Annotated in this window: 13 protein-coding genes and 1 pseudogene; 8 read left to right on the forward strand and 6 right to left on the reverse strand. The window is 71.1% G+C overall.

Annotation, left to right across the window (positions count from 1 at the left end):
* Positions 1 to 42: 42 nt before the first annotated feature.
* Both ACH4E7_RS24865 and ACH4E7_RS24870 read right to left on the reverse strand, forming a co-directional pair.
* Positions 43 to 930, reverse strand: a complete 888-nt coding sequence (locus tag ACH4E7_RS24865) for a siderophore-interacting protein (protein WP_396251235.1) — start codon at positions 928 to 930, stop codon at positions 43 to 45.
* A 406-nt stretch (positions 931 to 1,336) separates the two neighbouring features.
* Positions 1,337 to 1,831 carry a DUF1269 domain-containing protein gene (locus ACH4E7_RS24870; protein ID WP_396251236.1) on the reverse strand — a complete coding sequence of 165 codons (495 nt, stop codon included), beginning with the start codon at positions 1,829 to 1,831 and terminating at the stop codon, positions 1,337 to 1,339.
* Positions 1,832 to 2,151: 320 nt separating this feature from the next.
* Between ACH4E7_RS24870 and ACH4E7_RS24875 the strand changes: the two genes are divergently transcribed.
* The 4 genes from ACH4E7_RS24875 to ACH4E7_RS24890 all read left to right on the forward strand — a co-directional run bounded on the left by ACH4E7_RS24875 (position 2,152) and on the right by ACH4E7_RS24890 (position 7,258).
* Entirely contained in the window at positions 2,152 to 3,099 is a 948-nt protein-coding gene (locus ACH4E7_RS24875; RefSeq protein ID WP_396251237.1) for a polyphosphate kinase 2 family protein, read from the forward strand.
* A 38-nt stretch (positions 3,100 to 3,137) separates the two neighbouring features.
* Positions 3,138 to 4,913: an HAD-IC family P-type ATPase gene (locus tag ACH4E7_RS24880; RefSeq protein WP_396251238.1), complete on the forward strand. Its 1,776-nt coding sequence runs from the start codon at positions 3,138 to 3,140 to the stop codon at positions 4,911 to 4,913.
* A 45-nt stretch (positions 4,914 to 4,958) separates the two neighbouring features.
* Positions 4,959 to 6,695, forward strand: a complete 1,737-nt coding sequence (locus ACH4E7_RS24885; RefSeq protein ID WP_396251239.1) for a SulP family inorganic anion transporter — start codon at positions 4,959 to 4,961, stop codon at positions 6,693 to 6,695.
* A gap of 149 nt (positions 6,696 to 6,844) precedes the next feature.
* A complete protein-coding gene (locus ACH4E7_RS24890; protein ID WP_396251241.1) occupies positions 6,845 to 7,258 on the forward strand; it encodes an MFS transporter in 414 nt (137 codons plus the stop codon).
* A 15-nt stretch (positions 7,259 to 7,273) separates the two neighbouring features.
* Here the strand turns inward: ACH4E7_RS24890 and ACH4E7_RS24895 are convergent, their stop codons facing one another.
* The gene (locus tag ACH4E7_RS24895; protein ID WP_396251242.1) at positions 7,274 to 8,188 is read right to left on the reverse strand and encodes a hypothetical protein; all 915 of its coding nucleotides are present in this window, start codon (positions 8,186 to 8,188) and stop codon (positions 7,274 to 7,276) included.
* A gap of 416 nt (positions 8,189 to 8,604) precedes the next feature.
* Here ACH4E7_RS24895 and ACH4E7_RS24900 point away from each other — a divergent pair, with 416 nt between their 5' ends.
* A complete protein-coding gene (locus tag ACH4E7_RS24900; RefSeq protein ID WP_396251243.1) occupies positions 8,605 to 9,822 on the forward strand; it encodes a PP2C family protein-serine/threonine phosphatase in 1,218 nt (405 codons plus the stop codon).
* A 104-nt stretch (positions 9,823 to 9,926) separates the two neighbouring features.
* Here the strand turns inward: ACH4E7_RS24900 and ACH4E7_RS24905 are convergent, their stop codons facing one another.
* On the reverse strand, positions 9,927 to 11,771 hold the full coding sequence (locus ACH4E7_RS24905) for an ABC transporter ATP-binding protein (RefSeq protein ID WP_396251244.1): 1,845 nt from the start codon (positions 11,769 to 11,771) through the stop codon (positions 9,927 to 9,929).
* A gap of 177 nt (positions 11,772 to 11,948) precedes the next feature.
* Positions 11,949 to 12,188 (reverse strand): hypothetical protein, encoded by a 240-nt coding sequence (locus ACH4E7_RS24910; protein ID WP_396251245.1) that lies wholly within the window; start codon positions 12,186 to 12,188, stop codon positions 11,949 to 11,951.
* A gap of 630 nt (positions 12,189 to 12,818) precedes the next feature.
* Between ACH4E7_RS24910 and ACH4E7_RS24915 the strand changes: the two genes are divergently transcribed.
* Entirely contained in the window at positions 12,819 to 13,349 is a 531-nt protein-coding gene (locus ACH4E7_RS24915; protein WP_396251246.1) for a DUF6230 family protein, read from the forward strand.
* Between the two features lie 62 nt (positions 13,350 to 13,411).
* On the forward strand, positions 13,412 to 13,936 hold the full coding sequence (locus tag ACH4E7_RS24920) for a DUF6114 domain-containing protein (RefSeq protein ID WP_396251247.1): 525 nt from the start codon (positions 13,412 to 13,414) through the stop codon (positions 13,934 to 13,936).
* A gap of 137 nt (positions 13,937 to 14,073) precedes the next feature.
* On the opposite strand, the gene ACH4E7_RS24925 is transcribed toward ACH4E7_RS24920, so the two are convergent.
* Positions 14,074 to 14,469, reverse strand: coding sequence for a lytic transglycosylase domain-containing protein (locus ACH4E7_RS24925; RefSeq protein ID WP_396251248.1), 396 nt, complete (start codon positions 14,467 to 14,469; stop codon positions 14,074 to 14,076).
* Between the two features lie 615 nt (positions 14,470 to 15,084).
* On the opposite strand from ACH4E7_RS24925, the pseudogene ACH4E7_RS24930 reads away from it, so the two are divergent.
* Positions 15,085 to 16,521 (forward strand): annotated as a pseudogene (locus ACH4E7_RS24930) (histidine kinase); the annotation flags it as partial.

A 16,521-nucleotide genomic window follows, 5' to 3' on the forward strand; every position in this document is an offset into this window, starting at 1 on the left:
TGGCCCCCTCGACCGCTTCTCACCGGTGATTCCGATGTTCGCTCAGATGGTCGGGACGTTCGCGAGGTCGCGGGCCTCGGCCAGCCGTTCCTGGGCCTCGGCCATGTCCTCGGCGGTCGGGGCGTCGTCCTGGGTGAGCTCGAAGCGCCAGTAGCCGCTGAAGTCGATCGACGTCTTGTCCAGCCCCCGGTCGGAGACGAGGTGCCGGCGCAGCGCTCGGACGGCGCCCGACTCGCCGGCCAGCCAGGCGAAGGGGCGGCCGGCCGGGAACTCGGCCGCGCGGACGGTGTCGACCAGGATGTCGCTCCGGCCGGCCTGGACGCCGTCGCGGTACAGCCAGTGGACGGTGACGTCGCCCCGGGTGTCGAAGTCCTGCCGCTCGGCGGCATCGGCGACCTCGATGTAGGCGATCGCCCGGGCCCCTGCGGGCAGGGCCTCGATCAGGGTGCCGATGGCGGGCAGGGCGGTCTCGTCTCCGGCGAGCAGGAGCCAGTCGGAGGCCTCGATCGAGGTGGCGAGCGGGACCGGTCGGGAGTAGATCGCGGAGGGGCCCACCATCCCCAGCCGGTCGCCGGGCTGGGCGGAGCCGGCCCAGCCGGTGGCGGGGCCGGTGTCGCCGTGCAGGACGAAGTCGATCGTCAGCGAGGTGCTGCCGGGTCGGCGGTCGCGGATGGTGAGGCTGCGCATCCACGGCCGCTCGTGCTCGGGGATGGCGAGGAACGCCTGGTACCAGCTGGTCGCGTCGTCCTCCTGCTCGGGGAGGACGGGGGAGCGCTGGCCGGCCCGGGGGAAGCAGAGCTTGACCTGCTGGTCGGGGGTCCGGCCGACGGTGTCGTCCAGCCGGTCGGCGACGAAGGTCACCCGGGCCATGTGGGGCGTGATGCGGGTGATGTCGGTGACCTGGATGAAGGAGACGGGGAGGTCCGCCATCGAATACCCTCCGATCGCTTCGGGATATCCAGTACGGCCGGGTGCCGACTGGTGCCCTTATGGTGTAAAGAGTTGACTCGCGGAGGTTACTTTATGGAGTAAGGGGTTGCAAGGTGGCGGTCCTTGCCGGGCAGGGTGGCGTCCGCCGCTCGACGTGGAACCGGGGCAGTTCACGATTCCCTGTCTGGAAGCCGAGGCGCGGGAGACTTTTGTGGTCGGTCTTTCCCTAGTTCTCGACGGAATCGACGCGGCGGTGCGGAGGGGTGGTCAGTGCAGTAATCCTGTGAAGGCGATCAACGCGACCGCCTCATACCGGTCGGTCGCCCGGTGGCCCGTACGGCGGTCCGCCGCCGCCCCGCCGGCCGGGGGCGGACCGCCCGCAGCGGGGCGAAACCCGGTCGGGTCCTCATTCGCCTTCGGTGAACGCTTCGCGCAGCCGGGCCTCCTCCTCCGCCGAGAGGTTCGTCTCCAGGAGTTCGGCGTGCCAGCCTTCGAACGCGGACCTGACTCGGTCGAGCACGGCGTCCGAGCTGAGGACGAACAGCGCGGAGGTGCCGGGGGTCACCTTCTCCCGCACCTGTCTGATGAAGTCCTCGTCGATGCCGAGGTGAGCGAGGTGACCCCCCAGCGCGCCTCCGGCCGCGCCCACCGCCGCGCCGAGAAGGGGGACGAAGAAGATCATTCCGAGGAGAAAGCCCCAGAAGGCCCCGCCCAGGGCGCCCATGCCGGTCAGGTCGCTCAGGTGGCGGGTCCGGGGCTTCCTGGCACTTCCCGGCCAGGTGATCACGGCGCCGTCCTGGACCTTGATCAGCTCCTGGCGCTGCAGCTTCTTCAGGGTGTCGAGGGCTTCGTCGGCTCCGCTCGCCGTGGGGAAGCGCCATACCGTCAGGGTCGCCATCATGGCCTCCGATCGCAGGGGAACGTACGACGGCCCATCCTCGGCCCGGGCCGCGGGCGCCGCCACGCACGGCCGCGGGAAGGGCGACCCGGACCCACCGGAAGAGCGCGTTCGCCGGGCACTCATGGGTGGGCCGCACGGAAGGACTCCGTCCGATTGACGTGGGTGCCGGGGGACCGCAGCGTGGCAGGTAGCGCTCTCCCGTGCCGGTCGATACCGGCTGGTCAAGCCGCTGCGGCAAGAGTCGCTGAAGGGCCGGACCGGCTGCCCCCGCCGGGGCCCGGCCGGAACCCCTCCCCACGGATCAGGAACTGGTGCAGGCGATGTCGGACGGACGGGCGGCCAAGCGCATTGCGAAGTTCATCAAGCCGCTGCGGGTGAAGCCGGGGTCGCGGGTGGACCTCGCGGCGGACTTCGATCCCCGGTACAAGGCGGGCATGAACAAGCGCGAGGGCGTGGAGCTGCTGCGCACCGGTGTGTCACTGCTCTCGGAGTACCAGGCGCGGCTGGCCGCCCAGGACACCTACGGAGTCCTGCTCTGCCTCCAGGCGCTCGACGCCGGCGGGAAGGACGGCACGATCCGTCATGTCATGAGCGGGGTGAATCCGCAGGGCGTCCATGTGAGCAGCTTCAAGGTCCCCTCCGCGGAGGAGCTCGACCACGACTTCCTGTGGCGGTACGCGCAGCGGCTCCCGGCACGTGGGGACATCGGGATCTTCAACCGGTCGCACTACGAGGAGGTCCTCGTGGTGCGTGTCCACCCGGAGAACCTCGACCGGCAGAAGCTGCCGGAGGAGGCGAAGGGCCAGGGAGTCTGGCTCCGCCGCTACCGGGAGATCAACGACTGGGAGCGCTACCTCACCGACAACGGGATCAAGGTCGTGAAGATCTTCCTGAACCTTTCCAAGGAAGAACAGCGCACCCGCTTCCTGAAACGGATCGACCTGCCCGAGAAGAACTGGAAGTTCTCCGCGGCCGACATCCGCGAGCGCGAGCGGTGGGACGACTACCAGGAGGCGTTCTCCGACATGCTGTCGGCCACGAGCACGCCGCGGGCGCCCTGGTACGTCGTGCCGGCCGACCGCAAGTGGTTCGCGCGCATCTGCGCGGCGGCGGTGCTCGCGCACACGCTGATCGGGATCGATCCGCACTACCCCACGGTCGACGAGCAGGCCGGGAAGGAACTCCTCGCAGCCAAGCGCCGACTGGAGAAGGAGGCTCCCGAGGGTGCCGCGCGTGACCCGTACGCGGCGAACCGCCGGACCGACTGACGCCCCGGCGGACCGGTCCCGGATCTCGAGGGGTGAAGATGGCGGAGCAGGCTGGGCCGTCCGGCCCGCAGGAGTCCCCCGACCCCTGGTACGCGCGTCCTCCCCAGGAGGTCGCGTCCTCGCTCGGGGTGGATCCGGCGACCGGGCTCACCGCGGCCCGGGCGGCCGAACTGCTCGCCTCGACCGGGCCGAACGCGCTGCCCGAGGAGAAGCCGAGGCCCGGCTGGCTGCGCTTCCTCGACCAGTACCGCAGCTACATGCAGATCATCCTGGTGGTGTCGGCGGTGGTCTCGCTGGCGATCAAGGAGCGGAGCACCGCGGTCCTGCTGCTCGCCCTGACCCTGTTCAACGCGGTCGTCGGCCTGCGGCAGGAGGGCAAGGCGGAGAGCGCGATGAACGCGCTGAAGTCGATGATGAAGGCGACCGCGCGGGTGCGGCGGGACGCAACGGAGGCGGAGATCCCGGCTGCACAGCTGGTGGTGGGCGACGTGGTGCTCGTCTCGGCGGGCGACGAGGTCCCGGCGGACGGACGGATCGTCGAGGCCAGCACGCGGCAGATCGACGAGTCGGCGCTGACCGGTGAGAGCGTCCCCGCCGTGAAGGACGCCGGCACGCTGACGGCCGAGCGGCTGGGTCCGGGTGACCAGACCAACATGGCGTTCATGAACACCCCGGTCACGCACGGCAGCGGACTGCTCGTCATCACCGCGACGGGCGCCGACACCGAGCTGGGCAGGATCTCCGGGATGCTGTCGGCGACCGAGAGGGAACAGTCGCCGCTCACCAGGGAGCTCGACACCCTGACGATAAACCAGATGACGGTCGTGGAGGTGCTCAGCCCCACCGACCGCTACACCGTCTCCGGCACCGGATACCGCCTCGACGGGAGGATCCACCACGCCGCGGGCTCCTCGGCGGCCATCGAGGACGCCGTGCTGCCGTACCTGATGGCGAACGACGCGAAACTGGTCGACGGCGAGGTCGTCGGCGACCCGACCAAGGGCGCACTGCTCGTCCTCGGCCACAAGGCCGGGCTGGACATCGAGGCCACCCGGGAACGCCTTCCCCGGCTCGCCACGCTGCCCTTCGACCCGGGCTACAAGCTGATGGCCAGCTTCAACGAGGCGAAGGATGCGGACGGCCGGGCGGTGGTGCGGTGCAAGTACATCCGGTTCGTCCTCGTGCTCCTGGTGACGTTCGTGCTGACCTTCCTCGGTGCCACGGTCTTCAACCTCGCGGCGGGGGAGCCGTTCACTCCGGCGCAGGTCCTGTGGATCCACTTCGTCGTCAACGCCCCGTTCGGCTTCGCCCTGGGCTTCGACCGGAAGAGCCCCGGTCTGATGCGGCGCACCCCGCGCCCGCGCGGGGAGACGGTGCTGACCAGGTCCGTCGTGATCACCGTCGGACTCGCCGGGCTGGCCGTCACGGTCGCGCTGCTCTCGCTGATCAAGCTGGGCGAGGTGCACTACCGCAGCGTGCACGTCGGCAACTCGATCGCGTTCACCGCTTTCGCGCTCTGCCTGATCGTGGCGGCCTACGAATGCCGCAGCGAGCGCGAGTCGGTGCTGACCGTCCGCACTTTCGACAGCCGGCAGATGAACCTGGCGGCCCTGGCGGAGTTCGTCCTGGCGGTGCTGGTCACCCAGACGGACGCGTTCCGCCGGATCCTCGGGACCACGGACATCAACGCCCGTCAGTTCGGGTGGGCCCTGCTGGCCGCGGTCGCGCTCCTGCTGCTGTGGGAGCTGGGCAAGTCCCTGGCCCGCAGGTCGGGGGCCGCCCGCGGTGGGGCGGTGACCGCCCCCAGCCCGTGACGATGTCCGGGAGGAGTCCTGAGGCCGTGCGACGGAAGGAGAGCCATGTCTGCCGGTGGTCCCGACCGAGGGCGGCGCCGCTTGGTGCCGCCCCTGCCGGGACTCGCGGTGCTCCGCGGCTACCGGCGTGACTGGCTGCGGGGCGACCTGTTGGCCGGTGCCACGGTGGTGGCCTACCTCGTGCCCCAGGTCATGGCGTATGCGAGCGTGGCGGGACTGCCGCCCGTCACCGGACTGTGGGCCATCCTGCCCGCGATCGTGCTGTACGCCCTCGTCGGCTCGTCCCGGCTGCTGTCGGTCGGGCCCGAGTCGACCACGGCGCTGATGACCGCCACCGTGATCGGGCCGCTGGCCGACGGCGACACCGGCCGCTACGCCGTCCTCGCCGCGAGCCTCGCCGTGGTGGTCGGCCTGCTGTGCGTGCTCGCGTGGCTGGCCAGGCTCGGCTTCGTCGCCGACCTGCTCTCGCGACCGGTGCTGATCGGCTACCTCGCCGGCGTGGCACTGATCATGATCGTGGACCAGTCGTCCAAGCTCACCGGGGTCGACGTGCACGGGGAAGGGTTCTTCCCGCAGCTGAAGTCGTTCGCGTCGAACGTCACCGAGGCCAACCTGCCGACGGTCACCTTCAGCGCCGCCACGCTGCTCTTCCTCCTCCTGGTGGCCCGTCTCCTCCCGCGCCTGCCCGGCCCCCTCCTGGCCGTCGTGCTCGGCACCGCGATCTCGGCGGCGTTCTCGCTCAAGGACCACGGCATCGCCGTGATCGGGGAGATTCCGGCCGGACTGCCCCACCCCAAGCTGCCGGATCCGACCCAGCTGCACCGGGTCCTGCTCCCGGCGGCGGGCATCCTGCTGGTGGGCTACACCGACTTCATCCTCACCGCGCGTGCCTTCGAGACACCGGGCGAGGCTCGGAGGCCGGACGCCAACCAGGAGCTGCTGGGCCTCGGCGCCGTCAATCTCGGCGCCGGCTTCTTCCAGGGCTTCCCGGTGAGCAGCAGCGCCAGCCGTACCGCTCTGGCCCAGTCGGCGGGAGGGAGTAGCCAGGTGTACGCGCTCACGGCCGGCGTCGGGGTGGTCGCCGTGCTGCTGTTCCTCAGTCCGCTGCTGCACGACACACCGGACGCCGTGCTGGGTGCCCTGGTCGTGTTCGCCGCGCTCCGGATGATCGACATCGCCGGTTTCCGCAGGCTGGCGTCCTTCCGGCGCCGGGAACTGCTGCTGGCGCTGGGATGCCTGGTCGGCGTGCTGACCCTGGACATCCTCTACGGCGTGCTCGTCGCGGTGGGGCTGTCGGTGGTCGAACTGCTCAGCCGGGTCGCGCGGCCGCACGACGCCGTGCTCGGCGTGGTGCCGGGCGTGGCCGGGATGCACGACGTCGACGACTACCCCGAGGCACGGACCGTCCCCGGCCTCCTGGTCTACCGCTACGACTCCCCGTTGTTCTTCGCCAACGCGGAGAACCTCCGGCTCCGCGCGCTGGCGGCCCTGGCCGAACAGCCGGAGCCGGTGCGGTGGTTCGTCCTCAACACCGAGGCGAACGTCGAGGTGGACATCACCGCGTTGGACTCGCTGGACGCCCTGCGGCTCGAACTGGCCGCCCGCGGAGTCGTGTTCGCGCTGGCCCGGGTCAAGCAGGACCTGCGCGACGACCTTGACGCGTACGGCCTGAGCGAGTCCGTCGGCGCCGACCGGATCTTCCCCACCCTGCCCACAGCAGTGGCCGCCTACCGATCCTGGGCGCGGGGCGATGGACCGCCGAACGACGCATCACCTCCATGACCGGTGTGAGCCCGGCCCGTCCGGCGACACGGAGGCCTCACCGTGAACCATCCACGGGAGCTCCGGGATGCGGTGACCTGGAGACGGCGGTGAGCATGGAGGAGCGGCTGTCTACCAAGGCAGGCACCGGGGGTCCGCCGTGTCCAGCGATGCTCGAGCGGACCCTGATCATCGTCGGGTTCGTCCTCGCCGTGGCCGGCATCGCCGTCCTGATCGGCCTGGTCGCCGGCTCCCCGAGCGCCTGGGCGTTCGCTCCCGGTCTGCTGCTGATCGGCCTCGGCCTGGGCGTCATGCTCACCCCGTCCGTGAACGTGGTCCAGTCCGCCTTCCACGAGGAACGGCAGGGTGAGATCTCCGGCCTGTCCCGGAGCATCTCCAACCTCGGCTCCACCTTCGGCACCGCCATCGCCGGCACCATCCTCGTCGCCAATCTCACCCACCACGCCTACGCCGCCGCCATGGCCACCCTGGCCGTCGCCGCCCTCGCCACCGCCACCCGGCTCCCCCGCACCACCCCGACCGCGAACGCCCCGGCCGACGCCCCGACCCGACCGCGAACGTGAACCCCGACCGCGGGGTCACGTCCGCCGTCTGCGCGGCCCTCGTCCCGGCAGACGGCGGGCCCGGTGTCCCGCGGTGGGGTGCCAGCGCGATCGCACGTCCTGGACCAGCTGCTCCCACTCGTGGCGGACCTCGTCGTCCGGGGGGCGGTCACCACGACGGACGCGGCCCAGTTCGTCGTGTACCTCTCGTCCCAGTGCCGCGGATCCGACGATGGTGACCATCGCGCCGAACAGGGCCGACAGCGTCGCGAAGACCGCGCCCGCCGAGCCGTAGCGGCTGGCCTCCGAGCTGAACAGACGGGGCAGGTAGAGCGTCGCGCCCACCGCGTAGACGGCTGTGAGCGCGGCCGCGATGGCGCCGAACGGTGCCAGGGCTGCGGGGCCGATGCGCCTGGCGGACAGGATCCACCCGGTCCAGACCAGGAACGCCCAGGTCAGTGGCGCCATCAGCAGCGCTGCCCCCAGGCCGTACCGCCCGCGGTCGAGGACGGCGTGCAGCGAGATGTCGGCCATCAGGTAAGCCAGCAGGCCGAGGATCCAACGCAAGTCGTTCGGGGTGTTGCGCACGCTGCGCGGTCTGAGGTCCCAGGTCTGCTCGAACATCCGCTGCACCGCCCGGCTGAAACTCAGCAGCGAGATCATCAGGAAGAGGGCGCTCAGGAGGTCGACGCTCGAGTCCGCGCCGGCGGACGGCGACAGGACGTTCTGGACGGCCTGGGCTCCGCCGTCGGTGAGCCCGTAGCGTTTGACGATGTGCTCGGCGACATCGTTCAGCCCGAGGCGATCGAGGATCATGCCGCAGAGAATCGCCAGCGGGACCATGGCCGCCAGCGCAGCGGACGCCAGGGCCATGGCCCGGTCGAAACCGGCTACCTGCTGGAACCGTCTGACGACGCGCAGCACGAACGCCGGACGCAGCCAGAACGTCATCGCCGCAAGGGCGATCTCACGTTTGTGTCGAACCGTCCTGTCCTTCCACGCTCGCGAGATGACCACGCGAGCCTAGCCGGGCGGGTTCCCGTCCGCCCGGCTCCGACACCGCCCCCGCATGTCGCCACGTCCGGGCCTCGGGGCCCGGACGGCCGAGGCCGTCCGCGAGCGCGTCGGCACCGCGCTGCCGGGTACGGTTCGCTGATGCGCGTTCCCGGCCGGGCCGGGCGACGGAGAGGGCTGTGGCATCGGCCCGCCCCGCCCCGCCCCGCCGCGAACGCGGCGCCGATCACGTGATCGGTTCGCGCGCCGGCGGCCGATGCCGTCTCGGCCGGGTGTCGCCGCAGCCGCACCCGGCGCGATCGGGCCTGACGTGAGAGTGGCCGGGATCGGTGTGAGACTTGGGCACGGAAGGGGTGATCCCCGTGTCGGACCCACCGCACGCGTCCACCGGTCCCGACACCGCTGTCGACGAGGCTCGGCTGGAAGCGTTGATCATCGAGGCGCAGACGGCTTTGCCGGTCGAACTGCCCGCCCTGGCGAACCGGTGCGCCGCGGCCCTCGGCCTGGACACCGCGCTCATCTACCTCGTCGACCTGCAGCAACGGCTGCTCGTCCCACTCGACGAGGCCATGGACACGCTGCCGGTGGACCGCTCGCCGGCCGGCTGGGCGTACCGCAGGGTCTCCCCGCAGGTGGCCGCCGACGGCGCGGGCGTGGTCGTCTGGATGCCGCTGGTCGACGGCGCGGAGCGGCTGGGCGTGCTGGCGGTGCGGACCGCCGCGCTCGACGGGGTGCGGATGCGCCGCAGTCGGATGCTGGCCCATCTGGTCGCCATGCTGATCACCTCCAAGCGCACCTACAGTGACTGGCTCGCCTCCCTCGCCCGCACCGCGACCATGGGGTTGCCCGCCGAGATGCTGCGGGCCTTCCTGCCGCCCCACACCGTCGGCAGCAGGCGGTGCGTTTCGACCGCGGTCCTGGAACCGGCGTACGACGTCGCCGGCGACGCCTTCGACCACTCGGTGATCAAGAACGTGCTGCACACCATGATCCTCGACTCCATGGGGCACGATCTGACCGCCGGCCTGACCACGTCGGTCGCCATGGCGGCGGCGCGCAACGCCCGCCGCGCCGGCGGCGCCCCGGCCGACATCGTCGCCTCCGTCGACCAAGCGCTCGCCCGGTGGCTGCCCGACCACTTCTGCACCGGCGTGCTGTGCCGGCTCGACGCGGAGACCGGGGTGCTGCACTGGGTCAACTGCGGTCACCCACCGCCGCTGCTGATCCGTGCCGAGCGGGTGCTCCACGGAGCGCTGGACAGCCCCTCGCAGCCCCCGATCGGTCTGGTCGGCCACCTCGCCCCGGAAACCCGGCAGGTCCACGAGACGACACTGGAACCGGGCGACCGTGTCCTGCTCTACACCGACGGCGTCGTGGAGGCACGCGACACGGACGGTGAGGAGTTCGGCCTCGACCAGTTCACCGACTTCATCATCCGCTCCTCGGCCGCCGGCCAGCGCCCGGCCGAGGTGCTGCGGCTGCTCATCCACGCGATCCTCGACCACCAGCGCAACCGCCTGCGGGACGACGCGACCATCCTGCTCTTCGAATGGCGCCCGCAGCACCCGTGACGCGCTGTCGCGGACGTGCTGTCGCACCGATCCGCTGTTGTCCGCCGCCCTCGGACGCCACCTGCCGCCCTCACTCCCGGCCGTCGGCGCGGCTGGCCAGGGGCTCAGGGGACGATCTTCACCGACGCGGCCCGTGGGTGGTGGAGCCGGTGGAGGCCGGCGTAGGCGGGGCTGCGGGCGAGGAGTTCCTCGTGGGTGCCGTGGGCGGAGAGCAGGCCCTGTTCGAGCAGGACGATCTGGTCGGCGTCGCGGACCGTGAGCAGGTTGTGCGAGATGATGATCGTCGTGCGGCCGGCCATCAGCACACGCAGCGGGCCCATGATCCGCCGGGCCGACTCGGCGTCCAGGCCAGTGGTGGGTTCGTCCAGGACGAGGACGGGTGCGTCCCGGATCATCGCGCGGGCGATGGCCAGACGCTGGCGCTGGCCGCCGGAGAGAAGTCGTCCGCGCTGGCCGACCACGGTGTCGTAGCCGTCGGGCAGCAGGCTGACGAACCCGTGGGCGTCCGCCGCCCTGGCGGCCGCCACGATCTCGGCCTCGGTCGCCTCCGGGCGCCCGTAGGCGATGTTCTCCCGGACGGTGCCGTGGAAGACCAGGGTCTCCTGCAGGACCACGGCGACGTTCTCGCGCAGCTCGGTGAGCGACAGCTCGCGCAGATCGACACCGTCGAGCCGCACCGAGCCGACGCTCGGGTCGTAGAAGCGGAGCAGCAGCTTGGCGACGGTGGACTTCCCCGCGCCGCTGGCACCGACCAGGGCCAGCGTCTTCCCCGGAGCCACCCCGAAGGACACCCCGGACAGCGCGGGCGTCGCCGCCTCCGGGTAGCTGAAGGTCACGTCGTCGAACTCGATCCCGCCGTGGGCCCGGCCGATCGCCCGCGGGGTCGGGGGAGCGGCGACCTGCGGTCGCTGGTCGAGCAGTTCGATGATCCGCTCGGCGGCGGCGGAAGCGCTGTAGAAGGCGTTGCCGAGCCCGGACATGCTCCGGATCGGGCTGTAGAGCTGGCTCAGCAGTGCGAGAAAGACCATCAGGCCGCCGAGGGTGAGCCGGCCACGGACCAGTTCCCAGGTCCCAAGGCCCATCACCGCCAGGCCGCCGATCAGCTCGATGAACTCGACCGTCGGTCCGTAGAGCGCTCCGATCCGGGTCGAGGCCATCGCGGCGTGGTACCGGCCGACGCTCTCGCGCTGAAACCTGGAGTGCTCCCAGTCCTGGCGGTTGTACGCCTGGACGAGCGCGATGTTGCCGAGCGACTCCTCGGTGACCGCGCTGATCGAACCGCCGCGCCGACGGCGTTCGCGCGAGGCCGCCTGGATCAGCTTGGCGAAGCGGCGGGCGGTGAGGAAGAACAACGGCGCGGCGACCAGTGCGGTCAGCGTCAGGTCCCAGCTCAGCACCAGCAGGAGGCCGACGAAGACGCCCAGCCGCGCCAGCTGGCCGATCGCGGTGACGATCCCGGAGAGCAGGAAGGTCTCGACCGCGTCGACGTCGCCGGTCACCCGGGACAGCACGTCGCCGAGCTGCCGCCGCTCGAAGAAGCCCAGTGACAGGCCCTGGACGTGCCGGAACACGTCCGATCGCAGGATGAGCAGGAAGCGCTCGCTGACCCAGGTCGAGGTCACCTGGCCGGCGAAGCTCAGCGTTCCGGAGAACAGGGTCAGCCCGGCGTAGGCGAGGGCGACCGGCAGGAACAGACTCAGCCTGTGCGGGATGAGCATGTCGTCGATCACGATCTTGAACAGCCAGATCTCCGCCGCCTCGATCACCGGGCCCACGGAGACCAGGACCAGCAGCACCACCAGCCAGCGGCGGCCGCCCTTGGTGTACGGCCAGAAGCGCCGGAACACCTCCCGGAGCGGGACCGGCGGTGCGGCGGCGACCAGGGCGTCGGAGCTCTCGACGACGAGCAGCCCTCGCAGAACCTCTCGAAGGGTCCGTTTTCGCGTCATCTCACGGTCTTCCCGCTCGCTGCCCGGCACCGGTCACCCCGCGGAGCCCCGCTCCGAGCCTGGGACCCTCCGGGTGGCGCGGGCCGGACGGACCGGTCGGGCGATCGACAGGCCGGGCACGCAACATGCCCGGCCTGCTCTCGCAACGGATCGGAGGGCGTTCAGCCACTGCGGACGTCAGCGACCGCAGCCGCCGCCGCCCCAGTTGCCCCAGTCGCCACGGCCGCCACGGCCGAAGTCGTCACGGCCGAAGTCGCCGCGGCCGAAGTCGTCGCCGCGGCCGAAGTCGCCGCCGCCGCCGCGACCGAAGTCGTCGCCGCCGCCGCGACCGAAGTCGCCGCCGCCGCCGCGACCGAAGTCGCCGCCGCCGCCGCTGTTGAACCTGCCGAGGCTACGGAGGTTTCCGACGAGTCCCATGATCAAACCTTCCTACGATTCCCCCCTCAAACCATCGTCAATCCGAGCCGATGGGATCGGCAAGCGCAATCCAGGAAAAATTGAAGATTTAAAAAACTGCCAGCAGTCTAGTGATTTTTTAAGTAAAAAAATATCAAATCTTTGGCTGACTCAAAGTGAGAGATCGCGTGCGGTGAGCTGCGGTGCTGCGGCTGTCAACCGCGCCATGCGACCCCATGGGGGTATGGAGGTGGAGGTGGCCTGCCGTGGCCGGCTCGTCCGCGCCACGGCAGGTCCGCCCGGCCCGCGGACGTGCCGGACCGCGACCGACCGTTCGCGCCCCCTGTGCCGTGGCCGATGGGCTGCTGGAGTGATGTGCGGCGACATGGCCGTCAACGTGGTCGTGAATGGTTTGCGGAGCCATTTCCCGCATCGCATGATCGGCTGTGTTCGGTCTTTTTCGGTCTCGGGCGGTCGGTGTGGTGTCCCGTGCGCCCCTTCCGGCCGGTCACGCGGGCGCCCGGGGCTCGGGAGTCTTGGTCCACGTCAGAGAGGGGCGGCATGTCGCAACGCTTCGGCAGGACCCGCTGGAAGCGCTTCGCCGTCATCCTGCTGCCGTCTCTCGCGGCCACCGCGGCCCTCGTGGCCGGGGTGGCCGAGAACGCGCTCGCCGCGTCGTTCCTCATCTCGGGGGAGGAGTTCAAGCTCTCCGCCGACGAGCTCAACGGTGAAGGCTTCAGTCTGTACGGCACGGTGGACCTCACCCGCGAGCACGACCCGGTGCCGGTCATGGTGACGGGGTTCGAGTCCGCCACGATCCGCGGGCTCTGCCAGTCCGCCGTCTTCCCGATCCCGGTGCTCGGCCCCTTCACGCTGCGGCTCACCGGTGGCGAGCGGGCGGCCACCGCGAAGGGGTTCTTCATCGACGCGAAGCACTTGGCGGCCGACCAGTCGAGCGCCCATCGCCTCGACATCGGGGTCGCCGCCGGAGCGCTCACCGAAGGCGAAATCAGCCGGGGTGATCGGGACTCGCACTTCTTCAACCCCAACGGCCTGGCGCAGCAGGCACGTTCGATCAATCTGACCGGCGTGCGGGTGACTGCGGTCGCGGTGTCGGCCGGCAGCTTCGATGTTCCCGGGCTGGGCGTGTCGCTGGTGCGCGGCCGGGTTGAGTGCTTCTGACCCGCCGACCCGATACCCCGATGGCCCGTCTCAATCGCACTGATCGCACAGGGAGTCGCCACGTGTGGAACAGAACCACGGCCCCGTGGTCCCGGCCGCGCGAGGCGATCGCCACGGCCCGGCGGGAGTTCCGGGTCTGGCGCGGCACCCGCCCCTTCTGGGCCGGCCTGCTGACGTTCGTCGGCGGCCTGCCGATCCTCTACTTCCCCTTCCCCTACACCCACCTCAGCCTGGGCGGTCTCGGCCTGGCGCTCTCCACCACCGCGGGTGCGGGTTCGCTCCTCATCGGGAGCCTGCTGATCACGCTGGGTGTCACGCTCTGGCTCCAACAGCAGGTGAGGATCTTCGCCGGGGTCGCCGCGATCCTGCTCTCACTGCTCTCCGTGCCGGTCGCCAACTTCGGCGGCTTCTTCCTGGGCCTGCTGCCCGGGCTCATCGGCGGCTCGCTGGCCTGCGCCTGGGCTCCACCCTCCACGCACCCCGGGATCCTCGGCCGTCGAGACGCCGATGGTCACGCACGCGGCGCGGACGGTGATGGCGTCGGGCGCGGCGACGGTGGCCTGGCGGAGCCGGGGATTTCGGGGTGATCGCGAGAGGGCCCGTGCCACGCGGATCGCGCGGGCACGGGCCCTGTCGGGTCATCCGAGTGGTCCCTGTCCGGCCCCCGGGGTGAGGGGGAGGGTGGTCAAGGTCGCGGGTGTGGTGCTGGGGCCGAGGGGTCGGCTTAGTACCAGTGGTGGGTCTGCCAGAACGCCCAGGCGGCGTTCGGGCTGCCGTAGCGGGAGTTCATGTAGTCCAGCGTCCACTTGATCTGGGTGGCCGGGTTGGTCTTCCAGTCCGCGCCGGCGGAGGCCATCTTGGAGGCCGGCAGCGCCTGACCCAGACCGTACGAGCCCGAGCTCGGGTTGGTCGCCGTCACGCTCCAGCCGGACTCGTGCGAGACGATCTGGCTGAACGAGGCCAGCTGGTCCGCCGGCACCATCTGGGCGGCGATGGCCTGCGGGGAGGCGTCCGCGGCCGAGGCCACGGCGGGGACCACGGCGGCACCCAGGGCGGTCAGACCGGCGGCGCCGGCGAAAATAGCGGCAGAGGTACGCATACGCATCGTGAAACTGGGCATGTAGACCTAGACCTCAATCGGGTTGGGCCGAGTCACGCCCCGTCCTGGACCGTGGCCGGACAGGGGCCATAGCGGTCGCAGGGGCGTGACTTGGCAGTGAGCCGTTCACCGGCGGGACAGGAGCCGGTGTGGCTGGATGCAGCAATTGTTGCCAGGTGGGATCGGTTATCGACAAGACCCCCTTGTTACGATCCGCTGTCGTATTCAGGGGTTGGCCGGCATTGATCCGCAGGGCGGGTTGTGTCGGCGGTTAACGGTGCTGAGCTGGGCGAATGTCGCGGTCGGGGGCGGCGGGCGGCGTCGGGAACAGCCACTATCGCCCGTCGTCGACCTTTTCAGGTGTGAGCGGGATCACGGTTTATGTCATGGTTTGCCCGATTTGCCGGTTGCTGACCGAGTCGCCGCCCGTGCTCTGAGTGCAGGCGATCTTCCCGGGCTGAGACCCGCGTCACAGGCGGATGCGCGCCCCCACGCGCCGTCGGCGCGATCCGAGTCCGCGAGATCGCCGACCCGCCCGCGGTGTGTTCGGCCGTCCAGCGGCTTCGCGCATGCACATGTGCGGGCGGGGTGGCAGCGTGGAAGGGGTCATGATCCGGATGCGCGGGGACGGCCTGGATGCACGGAGTGGACAGCCATGCCCATGGGGGTGCGGAACCGGGCGGACCGGGGGAACACCGGTCCGCCCGGGGTGGGCCGCGCTCGCGGCTGCGGGTGCGCAGCGTCGCCGGGCAGGTCTTCCTGTGGATGTTGGTCGTGGTGGTGCTGCTGGTCGCCGCGGCGCTGACGGCATTCATCCTGCAGGCCCGGAGGTACGCCACGAGTGATGCCGAGCACCGCACACGCGCCGCGGCCATCACCTTGGCGCAGGTCCCCACGGTGGTGGACGCTCTGGACACCGCCGACCCGACCGCGGTGCTGCAGCCGCTGGCCCTGGACATCACGAAGAAGGGCGGCTTCGACTACGTCGTGATCGCCAGCCCCGAGGGGATCCGCTACGCCCAGACCGCCCAGCCCGAGCTGATCGGACAGCACCTCATCGGCCCGTACCAGCTGGCCCTCAAGGGACCGATCACCATCAGCTTCACCGCGCCCATCGGACGGGTCGTGGAAAGCAGCGCGCCGGTCACCAGACCGGACGGTTCGGTCGCCGGCCTGGTCCAGGTCGGCTACACCGTCTCGCACGCGGGCAGTGCGGTGAGTCGACAGCTGCCGGTCCTGTTCGGCGGCGCGATCGCCGCGGTCGCCGTGGGCACGGGCGGGGCGGTGCTGGTGCGCCGGCGGCTGCGCCGCCAGACGCACGGTCTGGGCCCGGCCGAGATGACGCGGATGTACGAGCATCACGACGCGGTGCTGCACGCGGTCCGGGAGGGTGTGCTGATCGTCGCCGGGGACGGACGGGCGCTGTTGGCGAACGATGAGGCGCGGCGTCTGCTGGAGCTGCCACCCAAGGTGGAGGGACGGCCGGTCGCCGAGCTCGGGCTCGATCCCGGGCTGGCCGAGTTGCTGGCGTCCGGGCGGGCCGCCACCGACGAGGTGCACCCGGCCGGGGAACGGCTGCTCGCCGTGAACAACCGTCCCACCGCGCCGTTCGGCGGCGGGCCCGGCAGCGTCGCGACCGTCCGGGACACCACCGAGCTGCGGGCGCTGGCCGGGCAGGCCGAGGCGGCGCGGGCCCGGCTGAAGCTGCTGTACGACGCGGGGCTCCGGGTGGGTACCACCCTGGACGTGGTGCGCACCGCGCAGGAGCTGGCGGATACGGCGGTTCCCCGGTTCGCGGATTTCGCCACGGTCGAGCTGGCCGAGGCGGTGCTGCGCGGTGACGAGCCGCTGCCGGGCACGGGCCTGGCGGGCGGCCCGCGGATCCGCCGCGTGGCCGCCGGCGGCATCCGCGAGGACCGGCCGTTCTACCCGGTGGGCTCGCAGATCAGCCCGCTGCCCGGCACACCGGAGGCCATCGCCCTGGAGGACGGGCGCGCCGCGCTCGCCGCCGACCTGCACCAGGCGCAGGCCTGGCGGGCGCGTGACCCGCAGACCGCCGACCGGATCCTGGCG

The sequence above is a fragment of the Kitasatospora sp. NPDC018058 genome (genome assembly GCF_044327205.1).
Classification (GTDB): Bacteria; Actinomycetota; Actinomycetes; order Streptomycetales; family Streptomycetaceae; genus Kitasatospora.